Consider the following 19,356-nt stretch of genomic DNA (forward strand, 5'->3'; position numbering starts at 1 on the left):
GTTCTATATATTTAGATATATCAGAACAAAAGGCAAGCGTATGATAGCGACATTGAACAACTACTTTGTTAGTCCTGATGAGAGGTCAATATGATTCGAGCAGCAAAAGCGAAAGTTATGGGTGCGCCAACCCCTATGGCGGGTTTAGCTCTAGGCATCGCAAGCTTGGGTTGGAGTTGGGAAAACTTTGCACCATTACAAGGTTATGGACAATTAAGTGGGGCCGTTATTGCCAGCGTGTTGCTGGTGGTTCTTGCGTTTAAATTTCTCTTTCATGGTCACTTATTACGCCAAGATCTCGCTCATCCGGTTGTGGGCAGTGTTGTGCCTACTTTTGCGATGGGCACAATGGTGGTTTCCAATTCATTAGGCCATTTTTACCCAATGGCTGGTGATGCGTTATGGCTATTTGCTGTGGGTTTACACATCATCTTCTTGGTCAGTTTTTTGTACCATCGCGCGCAGTCTTTTGAACTTCACCACATGGTGCCAAGTTGGTTCGTTCCACCTGTGGGTATTATTGTGGCCGACGTGGCGTTTTCTGGAAACCCAGCACTTGCACCAATCGCAAATGCAACCATGATGTTCGGTTTAGTCGCTTACGCGGTGATGCTGCCGATGATGATTTACCGTTTCATGTTCACGCATGAAGTTCCAGATGCAGCAAAACCAACTATGGCTATTTTGGCGGCGCCAGCGAGCCTCTCATTGGCTGGTTACTTAACTGTCACGGCTAACCCATCGCCAGTGATTATCGGCATTTTATTTGGTATTGCCGTGTTAATGACAACGATTATCTACTTAGCTTTCTTTAAATTATTACGCTTGCCTTTTAGCCCAGGCTACGCAGCGTTTACCTTCCCAATGGTGATTGGTGCAACGGCGCTATTTAAACTCACACATTGGATGGAAACCGTTGGGGTGAGTGCTGAGTATGTACAGCAAGTGCATTGGTTAGCTGGGTTAGAGTTGATTGTGGCAACTATTGTGGTGGGTTATGTTGCTATTCGTTACTTAAATTTCTATCAACCTCATCGCGTGCTACTCAGCAGCATGAATGAGCTAGAAGAGCAAGATGAACACGCATTGAACTGTGAAATGAAATAGCCTGCAGTTTAGGCAATTCAAAACATAAAATTCTCAAGTATGGAATGCACTTATGCTAATCTCAGTCCTTATTGTGACAAGAAAAGCGTGAGTGCATTTTGTTTACTGTCTACCATTCTAATAAAGTCGATACCTTAAAGATCCTGCTCGTGCATTTGATCAAAAGTGCACCGTTAGCCAACCCCTTTGAGAAAGAGCAGATCTTGGTGCAAAGCCCAGGGATGTCGCAATGGCTCAAAATGGCCTTAGCGAAAGAGCTCGGTGTGGCGGCGAACCTTGAGTTTCCTCTACCGGCGACCTTTATTTGGGACATGTTCACTAAAGTGCTACCTGATGTACCTAAGCGCAGCGCTTTTAACAAAGAAGCGATGACGTGGAAACTGATGCATCTGTTGCCAACCTTGCTTACGCTCGACCCCTTTGCCCCTTTGCAGCGTTACCTTGAACAGGATGATGACCATTCCAAGCTCTATCAGTTGGCCGAGAAAATTGCCGATATTTTTGATGGTTATTTAGTCTACCGCCCCGACTGGATTGCCAAGTGGGAGGCGGGCGATGATGTGAGCGAGATTGGTGATGAGCACCCATGGCAGCCGATATTATGGCAAGCCTTATATCAATACACGCTAGATCAAGGCCAGTCACACTACCATCGTGCCAATCTCTATCAAAGCTTTATTGATCAGCTTGCGCGTGGCTCGGTTGATTTAACCAAACTGCCCAAACGTTTGTTTATTTTCGGTATTTCGTCACTGCCGCCTCGTTATATGGATGCACTCAAAGCGTTGGGCGAGCAGATTGATGTTCACTTGATGTTTACCAACCCTTGTCAGCATTATTGGGGCGATCTTCGAGATAGAAAAACGCTCGCCAGACTGCACAGTCAGCAACGTAAAACGTTCGCCTTACAAGGTGATAAGATTCAGTTTGAAGGGCAACGCTCGCCGCTTAAAGGCGACATTGAAGCTAACCTCGTGGATGAATTGCATACCGAAGCTGCGGTTGGCAATGAGTTATTGGCCTCGATGGGGAAACTTGGGCGCGATAATCTTTTTTTACTCTCCCAAACGGAAAATGAAGAGCACGAATTTTTTATTGATCTGCCACGCGATAACTTATTGCATCAGTTGCAGGCCGACATTTTACATTTGCAAGAACATCGAGATGATAGTCAACTGGACAGTAGCGACCACAAACAAGTGATTGCTTTGGATGATCCATCGCTCACTCTTCATGCTTGCCATAGCCCGATGCGAGAAGTGGAAGTGTTGCACGATCAATTGCTGGCAATGTTTGATGCTGACCCTGAACTGAAACCGCGCGATATTATTGTGATGGTGGCGGACATCAATGCCTACAGCCCAGCCATTGCGGCAGTATTTGGTAACGCGCCGGGTGAGCGCTTTATTCCTTACTCCATTTCAGACCGTACGGCAGATCAAGAGAGCCCGATCTTAGCGGCATTTATGCAATTAGTGCATTTACCCGATTCTCGCTGCCTAGCGTCAGAGTTATTAGAGCTGCTTGAAACTCCTGCGATGATGGCAAAATTTGAGCTTAATGAGCAAGACTTTGCGCAAGCTAAATTGTGGGTAGAAGAGTCAGGCATTCGCTGGGGGCTTAATGCTAGCACCGCGCAACAATTTGAGTTGCCGCAGACCGAGCAAAATACTTGGCAATTCGGGATTGAGCGCATGTTACTTGGTTATGCCATGCCAGCCTCAGCAGGTTTATTTACGCAAGGCGAAGTGACGCTCGCTCCTTATAATGAAGTGCAAGGCATTAACGCTGAATTGGCGGGTAAATTAGCGCACTTTATTCAGCAAGTGAGCCATTACCGCGAGCAGTTAGCGCAGACCCAAAGCGTCGACGAGTGGCGTCGCTTGCTCGGTGAGATGCTTGGCGCTTTTTTCAAGGTTGAGTTGGAAGGGGAGCTCGCACTCAAGTCGATTCGCGACACCTTGTCGCAGTTAAAAGATCAACTGGCCGAGGCCGGTTATGAGCAAGCACTTGCGCCAAGTATTATTACTCAATATTTGCAAAACAAATTGTCAGGTACGCGCATCAGCCAGCGTTTTCTGGCGGGACAAGTCAATTTCTGTACTTTAATGCCAATGCGTTCCATCCCTTTTAAAACCGTTTGTTTACTAGGAATGAACGATGGCGTTTACCCGCGCACTATGCCAGCCGAAGGGTTTGATTTGATGAACGGTCGCACCCGCGCTGGCGATCGCTCGCGGCGTGACGATGACCGCTATTTGTTCTTAGAAGCGATGCTCTCGGCGCAGCAAACCTTGTACATCAGCTACGTTGGACGCTCAATTCAAGATAATACCGAACGGGTTCCTTCTGTGTTGGTCTCTGAGCTTTTAGAGTATTGCCAACAAAACTACTGTTTGGTCGGGGATGAAGCGCTTGGCAGCGATCAATCGGCCAAAAATTTAGCCTGTGCTTTAACGACCACTCACGCCATGGTGCCTTTTAGCCCTAATGCTTTTTTGAGTAAAACCGGTAGCTATGCCAAAGAGTGGCTACCTGCCGCCAGTCGGCAAGGGCGAGCCAGTGGTGAGTTTAATCTCGCCCTGAGCGATTATTTACAAGGGGCGAGCTTTCCTGTCAGTTTAGATCTGGTTGAGCTGCAACGGTTTTGGCGTTTGCCTGTGCAATATTTCTTTAACCGTCGCCTTAAAGTGACGTTCGAGCCTCCGTTACCGGTAATGGAAGACGATGAACCCTTTGCCTTAAATGGCTTGGAGAGCTACCAGTTACGCGATGAACTGCTAGAGTTGCTGCTTGAACAACCCAATTCACCGCATGCCCTTGAGAGATTCATTGACCAGCAGCGCGCGCAAGGAAAGTTACCGATTGGTGCTTTTGGATCCTTGGAATTTGAAACTAATCGCGTGCAAGCACAAGAATTGGCGCAAAGAATCGCTTTCTTATGCCATTCGCCACTTGATGACCAAGAGATCGATCTGCGATTTGAATTGTTTGGTGAAGGCAAAAACGTACAACTGACGGGGTGGCTGACTAAGCGCTATCAATCCGGTTTAGTGCGCTACCGCAGTGGTTCGATTCGCGCGCAGGACTATTTAGCCGCGTGGATTGATCATCTCTCACTAGCGGCGATGGGCGAAAGTCAACCTACTCATTTGATGGGCTACGATCGTAAAGAAGGTGTGCAGCATTTTATTTATCCGCCCATGCCCGATACCGAACAAGCCAAAGCGTTGCTCGCAGAACTGGTGGGTTTGTTTTATCAAGGTATGACAGCACCGCTCGCTTACTTTCCAAAAACCGCGTTAGCCTGCGTGGAAGCTGGCTTCAGCCGTGGTCAATGGGTTGATGATCGCGACAAATCGCTCAAGAAAATGGCCGATAGCTTTAATGAAAGTTACATGAGCCACGGTGAAGGAAGCAATGTTTACATCGCGCGTATTTGGCCGCAGTGGAATGAAGCCTTAGCTGAGCAGGTGCGTTTATTAGCCGCATTGGTGATGCAAGGGCCACGATTGTGGGTTCAAGTGGCGCAGGATGTTTAGCGATGGATAACTGCTTGGAAAGTAGAGTGGCCGCCAGTCAATCATTATTGTGTAGGGCGTTTTCTGTACGGCCACAGGTCAGAGGGACCATGATTTGGTTGGTTCGCATCATCGTGAGATTTACGAAACACGTGGCGCGGATAGTAAAGGCTGCCCGTTTGGCGAACCGTGAGAAAGATCTCACAACGTCTTAATTTATAAACTTATTTTGATTATTCATATCATTATTCAAGCGCGATCACATTCGCTTGAGTATTCAAAGGCTAACTGTTTATGAGTATGACCCCGGCTACGGTCACAACACCATTAAATACCCTTACGTTCCCGCTGCACGGTGCAAGGCTTATCGAAGCGTCGGCGGGCACGGGTAAAACCTTCACCATTGCAGGTTTGTATTTGCGCCTGTTACTTGGGCATGGTGATGCAAAGTCACGTCATCAAGTGCCACTGACGGTCGATCAAATTCTAGTGGTTACCTTTACTGAAGCTGCCACTGCTGAGCTTCGTGACCGTATTCGGCGGCGCATTCATGAGGCGCGTATCGCTTTTTCGCGCGGTTTCAGTGATGACCCTGTTATCAAACCGCTACTTGAGCAAACCAGTCATCACAAGCAAGCGGCGCAAATATTACTGCAAGCGGAACGGCAGATGGATGAAGCGGCAGTCTATACCATTCACGGTTTTTGCCAGCGTATGCTCACCCAAAATGCGTTTGAATCGGGCAGCCGTTTTAATCACGAATTTGTGACCGATGAAAGCCATCTAAAAGCGCAAGTGGTCGCGGATTATTGGCGTCGTCAGTTCTATCCGTTGTCGATTCAGCTCGCTGCGGAAGTGCGCCGTTTATGGTCATCACCAGCGGCGCTGCTTGAAAAAATCAGTGGCTATTTAACTGGCTCGGCGCTAACGCTCTCTGTTGAAGCGATGAGTGGCGATTTAAGCGCGCTTTATCAATCGTGCTTGTCACGCATAGAGTCGTTAAAAAAGCAGTGGCTTGATTCATGCGATGATTTACCGCCGTGCATTGAAGCTTCAGATTTGCATGCAGCAACCAAGAAAGCGTTACTGAAACGGCTAGAAGGGTTAGCGTTGTGGGCAAGCAACCCACAGCATGAATTGAACCTACCGAGTGAATTACAAGAGTTTGCACAAAGCGCGTTGGAGGCTAAGTCGAAAAAAGGTCAACCCCCGCAACATGCGCTGTTCACGACCATTGAGCTCTTTTTGCAACAACCCATCAGCTTAGAAGCGCCGCTGCTGGCGCACGCTATTACTCATTGCCGAGCCATGCTTGCCAAAGCGAAAGCACAAAAGCAGTGGTTATCGTTTGATGATTTGCTCACTCAGCTTTCTGCCGCGATAGATAATGATGAGCTGGGCATACTGACTGAGCGGATTCGCAGCCTTTACCCCGTTGCGATGATCGATGAATTCCAAGATACCGATCCGCTGCAATACAGTATTTTTAGCCGCATTTATCTGCCTAAGGCTGAATGTGGTTTGTTTATGATTGGCGACCCAAAACAAGCGATTTACGCGTTTCGTGGTGCAGACATTTTTACCTACATCAAAGCGCGTAAACAGGTGAGCGCACACTACACCTTGGGGACCAACTGGCGTTCTAGCGCGAATATGGTCAATGCCGTCAATCAGATTTTTAGTATGCCTGATAGTGCTTTTATCTACGACCAAGACATTCCCTTTTTACCCGTTGAAGCCAGCCCAAATGCGCAGCAGCGTCAATGGTGGCTTAACGGAACCGTGCAACCAGCGCTCACCTATTGGCTGCAAGAAACGCAAGACAGCCCGTTGCCAAAAGGCGAATACCTGCAATGCATGGCCAAAGCGTGCGCCAGCCAAATTCAGACAATTTTGAGCGCCGCGCAGCATCAACAAGCGTACTTTGATGCTGCTAAAGGGCAAAAGAGCGTGCAAGCAGGCGACATCGCGGTCTTAGTTCGAACGGGTAATGAAGGTCGTATGGTGAAAGAGGCGCTCGCCACGCAAGGCATTGCCAGTGTTTATCTCTCGAACCGCGATAGTGTTTTTAGCAGCGAGGTAGCACAAGATGTACAGCGTCTATTGCAAGCGGTACTGACTCCTGAACATGATCGCGCCTTGCGGGCTTGTTTGGCCTCACCACTTTTCGCTTTAGATGCTGCCAGCTTGGATGATTTAAACAACGACGAATCGGTATGGGAAAACGCGGTTAACGAATTTAAACAGTATCGCCAATTGTGGCTTGAGCGCGGCGTGCTTCCTATGTTGCGCAGTGTGATGAGCAAACGTCACGTCGCTGAACGTTGGTTGGAAGAGCCGCAAGGTGAGCGCTCACTGACCGATTTTATGCACATCGGTGAGCTACTACAGCAAGCGCGACAAGAGATTGATAGCGATCACGGTTTGCTGCGCTGGCTGGCACAAGCTATCAGTGACGCCGAGCATGGCCTAGGGGGCCGTGATGATCAAATTCAACGTTTGGAATCCGAACGCAACCTAGTGCAGATCGTCACTATTCACAAATCGAAAGGTTTGGAATATGACTTAGTGTTTCTGCCGTTTGTGGTCAGCTATCGCGAGGCAAGTGAAGGCAAATATCATGATGCCGTGAATGAGGAAACTGTGCTGGATATTACCGCCAGTGAAGCTTCTCTCAAGCAAGCAGATAAAGAGCGGCTTGCGGAAGATCTGCGCTTGATTTATGTAGCGCTGACTCGTGCTGTGTATGGCTGTTTTATCGGCATTGCGCCGCTGCGTAATGGCCGCTCCACCAAAGAGCCAACCGGTGTGCATTTAAGTGCCATTGGCTATCTGCTGCAAAATGGTCAAGCCGCAGGCATTGCCGATCTTAACGCTGCGTTGCACGCTCAATCTAATCAATACATTCGTGTCTCTGAGCCACCAGCCGATCAGCCAGAGCCGTTTAAAGCGTTGAGCGTCGATACGCCGGTATTGAGTGCCAAAACACTGCAAGCGCAGATTGACCGTTTTTGGCGAATGACCAGCTATTCTGGGTTGGTAAAACAAGGTGTGAAACACGCTAGCCACGACGCGAGTTTAGAAGTCTCAGGCTTTGATATCGACTCTGTTGATGAGCAAGCGGAAGCTTTACTGGTTGAACCTGAACGTTCTATTTTCACTTTTCCACGCGGTGCAACGCCCGGTACTTTTTTGCATTCTCTCTTTGAAGAGGTAGAGTTTACTGAGCCTGCTAGCAGCGATGCTAACCAAAAAGTGATACTGGATTTACTGGTGCGAGAACAAATCGATATTGAATGGTTACCAGTATTACAAACGCTGGTCGATACCGTGTTACAGACACCTTTAGATGGCAAAACGTTGCGTTTGAACCAAAAAACCGCCACTCAGCGCTTGGTTGAAATGGAATTTCTATTACCGATAGAAGTACTGAGCGCTCCTGCATTGAACCGTGTCATTCAACGCCATGATCCACTGTCGGCCAAAGCCGGAGATCTTGGTTTTTACACTGTGCAGGGCATGCTGAAGGGCTTTATTGATTTGCTGTTTGAGCATCAAGGAAAGTATTACGTGCTGGACTGGAAGTCGAATCATTTGGGGGATGATGTGAGCGCCTATCATGGCGAGCGTTTGAAAGCGGCGATGGCAGAGCATCGCTATGATTTACAATATCAACTCTATGCATTGGCGCTGCATCGATTCTTACGCAGCCGTCTAGCAAACTATGACTACCATCGCCATTTTGGCGGAGTCTATTATCTCTTTTTGCGCGGCATGGATGGCGAGTCTGAGCATGGGATTTTCTCAACCAAACCGAGCTTTGAACTGCTTGATGAGATGGACAGATTGATTGATGGAGAAATCGTAGATACTCGCGCGACCGATGCAGGGCAAATGGAGTTAGATTTATGAGCAGTACGCTAATGATAACGCTTAAGCAGTTAGCGGAAAAAGGCGCTATGCGTCAGTTAGATTACCAATTCGCGCGTTTTATCGAACAAAAAAGCCAGCAGCAACTTGGCGCTGAACATAGCCAAGCGCTCGGATTTATTGCCGCGGTGGTCAGTGCTGAATTGGCCAAGGGGCATATCTGCTTACCTTTAGTGGATGCTTCAACGGCGCAGGGTGTCGACCTCGCAGCTAAGTTAGGCTTGTTTGGTGAGGCAGCATTGGCGGTCAATCAGCACCTATTGGCGATTGATTGGCCTTGGCTACTCAACCGTTCATACTTAGTCGGACAACAAGGGGAAGCGGTGCCTTTAATGTTTGATGGGCAACGTTTATATCTACACCGTTATTGGCATTATGAAGTTACCTTAGCACAGCGTTTAATCAGCTTTGGGACACCTATGAGCCTAAAGCCTACTGATGTCCAAAAGCTAAAATTGCTGCTCGATACACTGTTTGCGCGTCAATACCACTTTCTGCTCCATGCGCTTCGCCAATTGCCAGAGACAGCCAATGCATCAGCACGCCAGCAACAAGTGTGTGATTTTCTGGATGTGGTCAACGCCGATGAACTTAATTGGAATGAGATTGATCAAGTCATTAGCCAAGCACGTACGGCGAAAGAACTCGAAGCGTTAGAGACGCTGATCCCGCAAAGCGTTTGCATCAACTGGCAAAAAGTCGCAGCGGCAGTGGCACTGACACGCCGCTTTGCCGTGATTTCTGGCGGGCCGGGAACCGGTAAAACCACCACGGTTACCAAATTACTAGCCGCTTTGATTACCCAAGCCCAACAGCAAGGTGAGACGCCCACCATTAAATTGGTCGCACCAACGGGTAAAGCTGCGGCACGTTTAACGGAATCGATCGGTAAAGCGGTGGCTGAACTGGCGGTTGAGCCGGCGTTGAAAGCGGCGATTCCCACCGAGTCGAGCACACTTCACCGTTTATTGGGCGTCATACCTAACAGTGTTGAGTTTCGTCACCATCAGCGTAACCCGCTGCATTTGGATATATTGGTGGTTGATGAAGCATCGATGGTCGATTTACCGATGATGGTCAAGTTAATCGAGGCATTACCCAAACACGCGCGCTTGATTTTACTGGGTGATAAAGACCAACTTGCGTCAGTCGAAGCGGGCGCTGTGCTGGGGGACATTTGTTCATTTTTGACCTTAGGCTACAGCCGAACGCACAGCGAGTACCTAGCTAAGTTAACAGGCTATCAAACACTGATTGCTCATTCACACCCTAACGCAACCCCGATTTCAGACAGTTTATGCATGCTGAAAAAAAGCTACCGCTTTGATGTCCGATCAGGCATTGGTCAATTAGCAAAAGCGATCAATGCTGGGCAAGTGGCTATGGTGGATGAGGTGTTAAAACGTAATTATGCTGATATTACGCACCACTCACTCAGCAGTGAAAGCTATAACCTAATGCTGAAAACCTTAGTCAAGGAGTATGGTCGTTATCTCATGCGCATCGAGAGTTCTGGTGCTTATACTGCGGAAACTCAAGCCCAAAAAGCCAAAGCCGTATTGGATTGCTTTAATCAATGCCGTTTGCTTTGTGCTATTCGTGAAGGGGATTTTGGGGTTAGTGGTTTGAATCAACGTATTGAACGTGCGCTGGTCGCACGTAAGTTGATCAAGACTCAAGATGAGATTTGGTATCACGGCCGACCCGTGATGGTGGCGCGTAACGATCATGGGCTGGGTTTGTATAATGGTGATATCGGCATATGCATGCTTGATACGAGCGAGCAAGAACCGCGTTTGAAAGTGTATTTTGAGCTGCCAGATGGTAGCGTGAAAGCTATTTTACCAAGCCGCGTACCAGAGCACGAAACAGCCTATGCGATGACCATTCATAAATCACAAGGCAGTGAGTTTGATCTAACGCTGATGATTTTACCGCCTGATTTTAGCCCGATATTGACCAGAGAGCTTATCTATACTGGCATTACGCGCGCCAAGAAGCAGCTGATGCTTTTTGCTGACATGGGAACGATGAAACGAGGGCTCAAGATAAAAACGCAGCGAGCCAGCGGCTTAGTTACGAGATTAGACAAGAGACTAGTGTAAATCAGCAACTAGGATAAACGAGTTTGAGCTGTCCCCACACAGTTTGAAGTTTACATGGTATGTTCAATTCATTCCGTTGTTTGGGGGAAGCTCAATTACTGATTTGGTGTGTTGCTATGCGAAAGCATGAGTAAAAGAGATGTTTCTGATTTTATAACGATCTTGCGAGCTGAGTATAAAGACTCGTAGCTTGTCGTTAACGGGGAATACGCAATGCACATGTTGGCCTTCAAGGAATTGGTTATCAGCCATATCCCAAAAGCTTTGAAGTGAGTTACAAATAACAGTTTTCATAGAATTTTTGCTCTTAAGTACGTGTCGTAGTAAAAGCAATCCGTGCAAGCCGACCTACTGGTATCTGACCAATCGGTATAAAGCCAAGTTCCTGTGTTGTTCATTAAATGTACATCGTTAATGATGTCGGCGGATTCTACACATAATATTAAGTTAAATAAAGCGCTTATTTTGTATACAAAACAATGAAAACGTTTGCACTTGATCAAAGATAAACTATTCACCATAACTTAACGAATAAATACAATATCCTGACGTTAGAGCGTCAGGAGTAAAATTTTTGAACGGCGTTGATAGTTGTACAAACTCTGTTTAGTTATCGGTAACGATTCCACACCGACTTCATAAAAACCTTGCTCTCTAAACCAATGTAAACTGTGCGTTGTCAAAACAAAGAGGCGATCTAAACGCATCGATTTTGCTTGTTGCTTCATGTGATTGAGTAACAATAAACCGCGGTTGCCGTCCCGATACTCCTGGTGAATAGCGACACACGCCATTTCTGCCATGCCCTCTTCTGGGTAAGGGTAAAGTGCGGCGCAACCAATCAATAAGCCATCTTTATCAATAATCGTGAATTTGTGTATCTCTTGCTCTAACTGCTCACGTGAACGCCGTACTAATATTCCTTGTTCTTCTAACGGGCGGATTAAATCGAAAATTCCGCCGATATCATCGATCTGTGCCTGACGGACTTGTTCGGCACTTGCCATGACAATCTGAGTACCGATCCCGTCAAAAGAGAACAACTCTTGGATCAAAGCACCATCTTGTTTGTAACTGACTAAGTGACTACGTGGCACACCTGCACGGCACGCTGAAACGGCGGCTTGCAGAAAGCGTGAGGTACCTGAGCTATTATCCTGAACTTGGTCGGTATCTGCTTCAATACGCTGCATTATCCGTTCAACATCAGATGGAAACAGTTCAGCAATCGCATTGCCTTGCTCATCGATAATGCCTTGCTCTGAGCAAAAACCGATCAGCTTATCTGCCTTTAGGCGTATTGCGACTTGTGTGGCTACTTCTTCAGAGAGCAAATTAAAACATTCGCCAGTGACGGAACTCGCAATTGGCCCCAGTAGCACGATCGAACCTTGGTCAAGCATACGGTTGATGCCTTCAATATCAATACGGCGAATGCGGCCACTGTGGCAATAATCGACACCATCATCTATACCTAATGGTTGAGAGATAACAAAATTACCACTAACGATATTGAGCTGAGTTCCTGCCATTGGCGTGTTATTTAAGCTCATTGAAAGGCGTGCTGTGATAGCGAGTTGGAGCTGCCCCGCGGCTTGCATGACTAAGCTGAGCGCTTCCTCATCAGTGACCCGAATGCCTTTGTGATAAGGAGTGGAGCAATGATGTGTCGCCAGAATCTGGTTGATTTGTGGGCGGGCACCGTGCACCAAAACAATTTTGACACCAAGGCTATGCAGCAGTGCGAGATCGCTGATGATATTAGCGAAATTTTTATCGGCAATCGCTTCACCGCCGAGCATGATCACCATGGTTTTACCACGGTGAGCGTTAACATAGGGAGCAGATTGTCTAAATCCTTTAACGAGAGCTGTACTGCGAATTTTCACTCTGAGAGCACCTTGGTGTTTAAATATGTTCAAATAATGACTTTTTATTCACGTGTCGGCAAGTGGTTTTTTGAGTTTGGTGCAATTATTCAATCGCCGATTTTATCTCTGATTTAGGACACGTTAGACTGCTTGCCAATAAAGGCGAAATATGGCCAAAACCAACGAGTTGAGTCGTATGAAAATGACAAAAAACGTAGGCCTTACGGCTACGCCTCAGTTCACAAACTTGCGAAGACGTAAGTACATTGAACGAGGCTTGATGCTGGTTGTGATGATTGGCTTGCTTTCCGTAGCGTCGCTATACGGTGATCTCTTTACTCGGTTGGAAAACTATTTTTCGCCAAAGGATGAGGTGTATGGGGTTTGGGTTGAGCAGTATGTTGCCCCTTATTCAGCCAAACGAATTGAATTGGGGAAAGCAGGCGTGATCAGTAGTGGCCGAGTACTCACCACTTCATTTGAGTTTGATGGTCATTTTTTAGAATACCAGATTGGTGATACGAGCTATCGTTACAAAATGCGTGATGATAACAATACCGAAATGACACAAATGTCGTCGTCGCACTACAATCCAACCTTCCGATTGTCAGGAAAATACCAAAAAAACCTCCGTTAACAATTCGCTGATTGCGGTTTAGGCGCGAGTTTGTCATGCTTTTAGCAACTCAAATAACGGATAACTTCTGTGATTAAGCAAATTTTTCCTCTTGCGGCAGTACTGCTGCTGTTTGGTTGTGCGCAACCGACCGACCGTGCTCAGCAATATTTGGATGGTGATTTCTCTAAAGCGCTCAACAAAGTAGACACGGTGCAGTCCAATACGCCACGTGACTTTACGCAATTTTCCAAACAGAGCGAACAAGTGGTGACTCGCTCGGCGTCGATGGCAGCGATTTATCAACCTTTGTATCAACAGATCAGTGAATGGATTTTGCAAAGTGGTGATCCACAAGATTTGGCGAATTTTGGAATACAAGCGGCGCAGCTTGGTGGTGGCGATAAAAAAGGTAATGTGCTTTTCACTGGCTATTTTTCTCCGGTAATGGAGCTTCGCCATCAACCGGATGAAATATTCAAATATCCCGTATTTGGTTTGCCTGAATGTTCGGCCGATTGCCCAACGCGTGCGCAAATTTATGATGGTGCGTTAGCTGAAAAAGGGCTTGAGTTAGGTTATGCGGCGAACCTGATTGACCCTTTCATTATGGAGGTGCAAGGCAGTGGTTTTGTGCATTTTGAAGATGACGATACGCTTGAGTACTTCGCTTACGCGGGTAAGAATAACAAAGCCTACATCAGTATTGGCAAAGTCTTGATTGAACGAGGTGAAGTGACACGAGAGAAAATGTCACTCAAAGCGATCAAGGAATGGGTGCTAGCCAATGATGAACCGACGGTGAGAGAGCTGCTAGAGCAAAATCCTTCCTATGTCTTTTTTGCGCCCAAAGCGGCAGCCCCTGTCACTGGCTCTGCCGGTATTCCACTACTGCCGATGGCCTCGGTGGCCGGAGATCGTTCCATCTTTCCAATGGGCACACCTATTTTAGCAGAAGTGCCGCTGCTCAATGCAGATGGTACATGGAGTGGCGCTCATCAGTTGAGAATGTTGATTGTGCTAGATACGGGCGGCGCGGTAAAAGATAACCACCTCGATCTGTACCATGGCATGGGCGAGCGCGCCGGAACGGAAGCAGGGCATTACAAACATTTTGGTCGCGTTTGGAAACTGGGGTTAGAAAACTCAGCCACACAAGCACCTTGGGCATTGCCGCCTGAAAAGCTACAATAGTGACACAGGTTTCGACCTAGACTTTTAAATAAAGAGTGCGTATAAATCGCACTCTTTATTTTTCTATCGCTTTCAATCGGACTTTTAATTATGCGTGAACTCGATACCCCCGCTTCAGATAGCTACAACCAACGCTTCGGAGGCACTCGTCGCCTTTATGGAAATCGTGAGGTTGAAATACTGCGTGCTGCGCATGTGTGTGTGATTGGTATCGGTGGCGTTGGCTCGTGGGCAGTCGAAGCATTGGCGCGCACCGGCATTGGCGAGTTAACGCTGATTGATATGGACGATGTGTGCGTCACCAACATCAACCGTCAAATCCATGCGATGAGCGGTACGGTTGGGCAAAGTAAGATTGAAGTGATGGCCGAGCGGGTCAAGCTCATCAACCCTGAGTGTGTGGTGCACTTAATTGATGACTTTATCACGCCAGATAACCAACACCGCTATTTGAGTCAAACGTTCGATTACGTGCTTGATGCGATAGACAGTTTGAAAGCGAAAGCTTCACTACTGGCTTATTGCCGTAGCAATAAAATTAAAGTGATTACCGTCGGTGGTGCGGGTGGTCAAGTTGACCCAACTCAAATCAAGGTCGCGGATTTAACCAAAACGATTCAAGACCCATTGGCAAAAAAACTCAAAGATACGCTTCGTCATCGCCATAATTTCCCTGTAAACCCTGCGCGTAAGTTTGGTATTGATTGCGTGTTCTCAACAGAGCAGCTCAAATATCCGCAAGCCGATGGCAGTGTGTGCGCGGTGAAATCAACCGCAGAAGGGCCAAAGCGGATGGATTGCGCCAGCGGATTTGGCGCTGCGACGGTTGTTACCGCAACCTTTGGTTTTGTTGCCGTAGCGCGCATTGTTGAAAAGTTAATTCAGAAACATAAGGTGTAACGTTAATGACTCCTTTTCCTGCCTCCCCCTTTGGTCGTGAGATTAGCGCTGATGACATTGTGGCGACCATGCAAAATTTTACTGGCTGGGAAGATCGCTATCGACAAGTGATCCAGTGGGGGAAGTTATTGCCCGCGATGCCTGATGCTTTGAAATCGCAGCAAGTCAGTGTTGCAGGCTGCGAGAGTCAAGTATGGTTAGTGGGGCAGGAGCACCAAGGAATATGGTCTTTCTGTGCCGATTCGGATGCGCGGATTGTGCGTGGTTTAATTGCTTTAGTCCTTGCTGCGTACAACGGCAAGACCTACGCACAAATTCAAGCGTTTGATGTGGATGCTTATTTTGAAAAAATAGGCTTGATTGCCCATTTAAGTCCTTCACGTGGTAATGGCCTTAAAGCCATTGTCGATAAGATAAAAAATATCGATCCAAGCTGAGCATCTCCCCCTTTTGATGAAAGGGGGAATTATTACAGCATATCAACCGCTTTAGTGATGGCGGCGATCAACTGTTCAACCTCTTGTTCGGTATTGTAAATACCAAACGAAATTCTCACTGTGCCAGTTAACCCGAGTGCATCCATTAATGGGTGAGCGCAGTGATGGCCAGAGCGAACCGCGATGCCTTGCTGATCGAGTAAGGTGGCTATGTCTTGATGATGAACGCCATCCATCACAAAACTGAGAATACTGGCATTCGGTTGATAGCCGATCACGCGAATATCATCGAGCTGTTGCAGGGCTTGATAAGTGCGTGCTTGCAATCTATGCAGGTGAGTTTCTACGGCCATTCGATTGCAGTTTTGTAACCATTCGATTGCTTTGGCAAGGGCTATCGCCCCTGCGACATTCGGTGTGCCTGCTTCAAATTTCCCCGGCAGTTCGGCAAATGTTGTACCTTCAAACGAGACTTTTTCTACCATCTTGCCGCCGCCATGCCATGGAGGCATTGTTTCAAGCAGCGCTAATTTTCCGTACAGAACGCCAATGCCAGCGGGAGCGTAAAGCTTGTGCCCAGAAAAGAGATAAAAATCGGCGTCGAGTTCGCGCACGTTGACAGTTTCATGCACAATTCCTTGCGCGCCATCAATCACGACCACAGCGCCGACTTGGTGCGCTAGTTTAATTACAGTTTCAATCGGTTGGCGCGTGCCCGTCACGTTGGTGGTATGGGCTAGGGCGACAATTTTGGTTTTATTCGATAGCCGTGCTTGAAAAGCCTCAAGATCAAAGTGGCACTCTGGCGTGATGGGGACTTTGACGACGCTTGCTCCGGTTTGAGCCGCGACGATTTGCCAAGGCACTATATTGGCGTGGTGTTCCATTTCACTGACTAGAATCTCATCACCGGCTTGCAATGTATTACGTGCGTAAGTCTGCGCGATCAGGTTGATCGCTTCGGTCGCTCCGCGAGTCCAAATAATCTCTTTACGAGATGATGCGCCAATAAATTGAGCCATAGTGTCACGCGCCGCTTCAAAATCGTTGGTCGCTTTTGCTGTTAAGCGATGGCTACCACGATGTACATTGGCATTTTGCGTACTGTAGTAATGGCTAATGGCATCTATCACCACTTGCGGCTTTTGCGTGGTAGCGGCGCTGTCTAGATAAATCAGAGTTTCGCCATCCACGGCTTGATTGAGTGCGGGGAATTGATCGCGAATGGTCTGCACGTCAAACATTATTGCTCACCTAACTTGTGATAATTCAATGCTGCCAGTGTCACCATTGGCTGTGCAACTGACCATGCGTGTGCTTTACCTGAGAGTGATATGATGATCTCCATCGCGAACTCAAGTGCTGTTCCCGGCCCTTGGCTGGTGATTAATTGATGGTTTGTATCGATGGTTACGCGTTGATCTCGCCATAAATCAGTTGGGATATGATCGCGAAAAGCCGGGTGCCCTGTCATGATCGCTTGCGGGAAAAGCTGATGATGTTGCAAAACTAAGGCTGGCGTGGCACAAATAGCCGCCAACCATCGACCATGGTTATGCTGTTGCTTGAGCATTTCGATTAGCACTGGATTGTCACGAAAGATCTCAGCGCCTCCAACGCCACCGGGCAGCGCAATCACGTCAAACTCTTCATCGATCACATCCAGCAGTTTACAGTCTGCGGTTAATGTCACTCCGCGTGAGGCTTTCATCATCAATTGCCCGTCGAGATTAGCGCTGGCAACCACGACTTGATAGCCAGCTCTGACCATCATATCAATCACGGTGATCGCTTCCATCTCTTCGCAGCCTGTTGCTATCGGGACTAAAATTCGTTTACTCATTGGCTTTTCCAGCTGTGTTCTATCTGTTGAATAGCGTGATATAACTTACTATTTTCTGGTGTTGCGAGCTGATGTTGCTCTGCTTTCTTCAGTAAATAGCCCGTAATAAAGTCTATCTCAGTCTTACGTTGATAGAAAATATCTTGATGCATTGACGAATAATTCTCTGCTGTGGCTTGAATCACCAGCTTAACCTTAGCAAGCAGTGATGATTGAGTGATCGCAAAGCCTTCAGCGCTCATGACATCGGCGACTTCTGCAACAATATTTTCCAGCGGCCGTTGGAAGCGTTCATCGGCTAACTCACCATTGCGACATTGCTCTAATGCGGTGAGCGGGTTAATCGCGCAGTTAATTGCAAGCTTATGCCATAGTGCTTCTTCAATCGTGTTATTCCACATTACGTCTGGCAATGCATGCTGAAGTACATCCACTAGAAACTGACACTGCTTACCTTGGGCGTTGTAAGCCCCTAATTGAGTTACGCCTTTGCCAGTATGCAATACTTGATTCATTGACGGCTTGAGTGCACCGTGCGTGGTGGTTGAAAGCACAATAGGAAAGTCATTCAGTTGATCCTGCATCGAATCAAGCGCGCCCATGCCGTTGTGCATAAATAGCAAAATGGTGTCACGATTGAGTGTCTTCAGCTGTGGAGTGAGCGCTTGCTCGACTTGCCAAGCCTTAACGGTAATCAGTAAGAGATCGGCATGGCAGAGCGCGCTGTGATCATTGCAGGGCAGGGTAATAGACGCCTGTTTATCTAAAGCAATGGAAAGTGAAGATTGAGGTTGTCTGCCCCATAATGAAACGCGGTGTCCAGCAGCATGCAGCTTTGTCGCCCAAAGCAACCCAACCGCGCCCGGCCCAAGCACGACGATATTCATAACACCTCTCCATATTTGACTTTGCGCCAAGGATAATGAGGTAGAAATGGAAAGCAATAAAAATGGCGCTCGAGAGCGCCATTTGCCAAAACTTAGGTTCGATTAGAACTTGTAAGTCACAGCTAGGTAGTGACCAAAGCCAGTTGATTTGAATCCATCAGTATCTTTGATACCGTAGATATCTTTGTAGCCTTTTAGGCCGTAACCCACAGCAAAGCGGTCTGAGTGCCAGTAGATACCGTTAAACATAGCACCGCCATCGCTAGATGTTGCGTATCCTTTGCCTGTTTCCATACCAAATTGGTAATCGATGTAACCTTGGTAAGAGATAAATGAGCCGTTTTCAAAGAAGTAGAAAGGCTTGAACCAGTTGGTTGAGATTTGGAAACCATTCCAATCTTTCTTATTTGAATCGTAAGTACCGTACAGGTTTAAACCTACTTTACCGAGCCAAGGCACATTCACATCAGAGCCAAGGCCCACTTTTTGAGTGTTAACGCCAGAGTTACCACCCCATTCCATTAGCGTAGAGACATACAACTCTTGCACTGGCCCGAAAGACAAATCTTTACCTGTAAGTGCATCTAGTGACATACGAGGTGCAAATTTCATAAAGATTTTTTCTTTACCTTCTTTGTCACTGCTTGGGTTGCTTAGCAGGTTAAAGATATCAACGTAACCGTACAGATCAAAAATCCCTGAGCGGCCGCCAAATTCCATCTCTAGGTAATCATGCGATGACTCACCTGGTAATTCATCGATTGCAGCCATTAGGTTAAATTGCATCCATTTGTAATCGTTTTTATGGATGTCGCCATCTGAATAGTCAGCGGCCATAACTGGAGCAGAAGTTGCAGCCATTAGGCCTAGAGCTAGAAGTGATTTACGCATAAGGGGGACTCTCTATGTTTGTCATAATTCAGCACACGTATATTTCTGATGTGC

14 protein-coding genes are annotated in these 19,356 nt (G+C 47.3%); 8 read left to right on the forward strand and 6 right to left on the reverse strand.

Annotation, left to right across the window (positions count from 1 at the left end; genetic code table 11):
- The first annotated feature begins 90 nt into the window (after positions 1-90).
- From B9J87_RS03150 to recD, 4 genes are all read left to right on the forward strand, one after another.
- A complete protein-coding gene (locus tag B9J87_RS03150) occupies positions 91-1,107 on the forward strand; it encodes a TDT family transporter (protein ID WP_013856149.1) in 1,017 nt (338 codons plus the stop codon).
- Between the two features lie 98 nt (positions 1,108-1,205).
- A complete protein-coding gene (gene recC / locus B9J87_RS03155) occupies positions 1,206-4,649 on the forward strand; it encodes an exodeoxyribonuclease V subunit gamma (RefSeq protein WP_094149340.1) in 3,444 nt (1,147 codons plus the stop codon).
- 273 nt (positions 4,650-4,922) lie between these two features.
- Complete coding sequence (gene recB / locus B9J87_RS03160) at positions 4,923-8,540, forward strand: exodeoxyribonuclease V subunit beta (protein WP_094149341.1); 3,618 nt, start codon at positions 4,923-4,925, stop codon at positions 8,538-8,540.
- Positions 8,537-10,663 (forward strand): exodeoxyribonuclease V subunit alpha, encoded by a 2,127-nt coding sequence (gene recD, locus B9J87_RS03165; RefSeq protein ID WP_094149342.1) that lies wholly within the window; start codon positions 8,537-8,539, stop codon positions 10,661-10,663. Before recB ends, recD begins: the two co-directional genes overlap by 4 nt.
- A gap of 114 nt (positions 10,664-10,777) precedes the next feature.
- Here recD and B9J87_RS17880 read toward each other — a convergent pair whose 3' ends face one another.
- The gene (locus B9J87_RS17880) at positions 10,778-10,957 is read right to left on the reverse strand and encodes a hypothetical protein (protein WP_013856153.1); all 180 of its coding nucleotides are present in this window, start codon (positions 10,955-10,957) and stop codon (positions 10,778-10,780) included.
- A 257-nt stretch (positions 10,958-11,214) separates the two neighbouring features.
- Positions 11,215-12,552: an amino-acid N-acetyltransferase gene (gene argA, locus B9J87_RS03175; protein WP_176429468.1), complete on the reverse strand. Its 1,338-nt coding sequence runs from the start codon at positions 12,550-12,552 to the stop codon at positions 11,215-11,217.
- A 151-nt stretch (positions 12,553-12,703) separates the two neighbouring features.
- Between argA and B9J87_RS03180 the strand changes: the two genes are divergently transcribed.
- From B9J87_RS03180 to csdE, 4 genes are all read left to right on the forward strand, one after another.
- A complete protein-coding gene (locus B9J87_RS03180; protein WP_013856155.1) occupies positions 12,704-13,171 on the forward strand; it encodes a DUF2850 domain-containing protein in 468 nt (155 codons plus the stop codon).
- 69 nt (positions 13,172-13,240) lie between these two features.
- Complete coding sequence (gene mltA, locus B9J87_RS03185) at positions 13,241-14,344, forward strand: murein transglycosylase A (protein ID WP_013856156.1); 1,104 nt, start codon at positions 13,241-13,243, stop codon at positions 14,342-14,344.
- 90 nt (positions 14,345-14,434) lie between these two features.
- The gene (tcdA, locus tag B9J87_RS03190) at positions 14,435-15,244 is read left to right on the forward strand and encodes a tRNA cyclic N6-threonylcarbamoyladenosine(37) synthase TcdA (protein ID WP_017049732.1); all 810 of its coding nucleotides are present in this window, start codon (positions 14,435-14,437) and stop codon (positions 15,242-15,244) included.
- 5 nt (positions 15,245-15,249) lie between these two features.
- Positions 15,250-15,681, forward strand: coding sequence for a cysteine desulfurase sulfur acceptor subunit CsdE (csdE, locus tag B9J87_RS03195; RefSeq protein WP_094149344.1), 432 nt, complete (start codon positions 15,250-15,252; stop codon positions 15,679-15,681).
- A gap of 32 nt (positions 15,682-15,713) precedes the next feature.
- On the opposite strand, the gene csdA is transcribed toward csdE, so the two are convergent.
- From csdA to B9J87_RS03215, 4 genes are all read right to left on the reverse strand, one after another.
- Complete coding sequence (gene csdA / locus B9J87_RS03200; protein WP_088732803.1) at positions 15,714-16,925, reverse strand: cysteine desulfurase CsdA; 1,212 nt, start codon at positions 16,923-16,925, stop codon at positions 15,714-15,716.
- Positions 16,925-17,524: a DJ-1 family glyoxalase III gene (locus B9J87_RS03205; protein ID WP_064625831.1), complete on the reverse strand. Its 600-nt coding sequence runs from the start codon at positions 17,522-17,524 to the stop codon at positions 16,925-16,927. The genes csdA and B9J87_RS03205 overlap by 1 nt, the downstream gene beginning before the upstream one ends.
- A complete protein-coding gene (gene panE / locus B9J87_RS03210) occupies positions 17,521-18,411 on the reverse strand; it encodes a 2-dehydropantoate 2-reductase (RefSeq protein ID WP_088732801.1) in 891 nt (296 codons plus the stop codon). The genes B9J87_RS03205 and panE overlap by 4 nt, the downstream gene beginning before the upstream one ends.
- Before the next feature lie 102 nt (positions 18,412-18,513).
- The gene (locus B9J87_RS03215; protein WP_017046576.1) at positions 18,514-19,302 is read right to left on the reverse strand and encodes a nucleoside-specific channel-forming Tsx family protein; all 789 of its coding nucleotides are present in this window, start codon (positions 19,300-19,302) and stop codon (positions 18,514-18,516) included.
- Between the last annotated feature and the right edge of the window lie 54 nt (positions 19,303-19,356).

Source organism: Vibrio sp. V19_P1S1T109, assembly GCF_002241375.1.
Taxonomy (GTDB): Bacteria; Pseudomonadota; Gammaproteobacteria; order Enterobacterales; family Vibrionaceae; genus Vibrio; species Vibrio anguillarum.

Excerpts from the sequence above, each read along its gene's own strand:
- csdE (WP_094149344.1), top strand. The coding sequence starts at position 15,250 with ATGACTCCTTTTCCTGCCTCCCCCTTTGGTCGTGAGATTAGCGCTGAT.
- csdA (WP_088732803.1), bottom strand. The coding sequence starts at position 16,925 with ATGTTTGACGTGCAGACCATTCGCGATCAATTCCCCGCACTCAATCAA.
- B9J87_RS03180 (WP_013856155.1), top strand. The coding sequence starts at position 12,704 with ATGGCCAAAACCAACGAGTTGAGTCGTATGAAAATGACAAAAAACGTA.
- B9J87_RS17880 (WP_013856153.1), bottom strand. The coding sequence starts at position 10,957 with ATGAAAACTGTTATTTGTAACTCACTTCAAAGCTTTTGGGATATGGCT.
- B9J87_RS03205 (WP_064625831.1), bottom strand. The coding sequence starts at position 17,524 with ATGAGTAAACGAATTTTAGTCCCGATAGCAACAGGCTGCGAAGAGATG.
- B9J87_RS03150 (WP_013856149.1), top strand. The coding sequence starts at position 91 with ATGATTCGAGCAGCAAAAGCGAAAGTTATGGGTGCGCCAACCCCTATG.
- B9J87_RS03215 (WP_017046576.1), bottom strand. The coding sequence starts at position 19,302 with ATGCGTAAATCACTTCTAGCTCTAGGCCTAATGGCTGCAACTTCTGCT.
- tcdA (WP_017049732.1), top strand. The coding sequence starts at position 14,435 with ATGCGTGAACTCGATACCCCCGCTTCAGATAGCTACAACCAACGCTTC.
- panE (WP_088732801.1), bottom strand. The coding sequence starts at position 18,411 with ATGAATATCGTCGTGCTTGGGCCGGGCGCGGTTGGGTTGCTTTGGGCG.
- recD (WP_094149342.1), top strand. The coding sequence starts at position 8,537 with ATGAGCAGTACGCTAATGATAACGCTTAAGCAGTTAGCGGAAAAAGGC.
- recB (WP_094149341.1), top strand. The coding sequence starts at position 4,923 with ATGAGTATGACCCCGGCTACGGTCACAACACCATTAAATACCCTTACG.